This is a genomic window from Chryseobacterium mucoviscidosis (genome assembly GCF_002177115.1).
In the GTDB taxonomy this organism is placed as follows: domain Bacteria; phylum Bacteroidota; class Bacteroidia; order Flavobacteriales; family Weeksellaceae; genus Chryseobacterium; species Chryseobacterium mucoviscidosis.
The window spans coordinates 1-277 of the sequence record NZ_MVAG01000045.1 but is presented as its reverse complement, the minus strand read 5'-3'; the positions used below and the strand labels follow the sequence as shown (position 1 = coordinate 277).

The 277-nt window shown below is 36.1% G+C and carries 1 protein-coding gene; it reads right to left on the bottom strand.

Annotation, left to right across the window (positions count from 1 at the left end; translation table 11 throughout):
* Positions 1–61: 61 nt before the first annotated feature.
* Positions 62–277: HNH endonuclease (locus tag B0E34_RS22640; RefSeq protein WP_133059885.1), on the bottom strand; the 216-nt coding region annotated here is incomplete at its 5' end.

Sequence of the window (277 nt, the reverse complement as noted above, 5' to 3'; positions counted from 1 at the left end):
TCTTCATAAACAATTTCTCCAAACAACTCATCTTTTTTCATTTTTAGAGTATCGTCCTTTCTTATTTAACTTCACTTACACCACCAAGGTGTCCAAATTTAGAATTAACACTACTCGGAACCAATTGTATGGTTTTTCCATCATTAAGTTCATGCCAAGTATACTTGTTTTTTGTTCTCCATATTGCCACTTCAGCCTTTGTCCACTGCTTCTCTGGTGTTGACCACTGCTCTGCGAGCAACTTGTCAGCTTTTGAAAAATTAGAAGTTCTTGAACT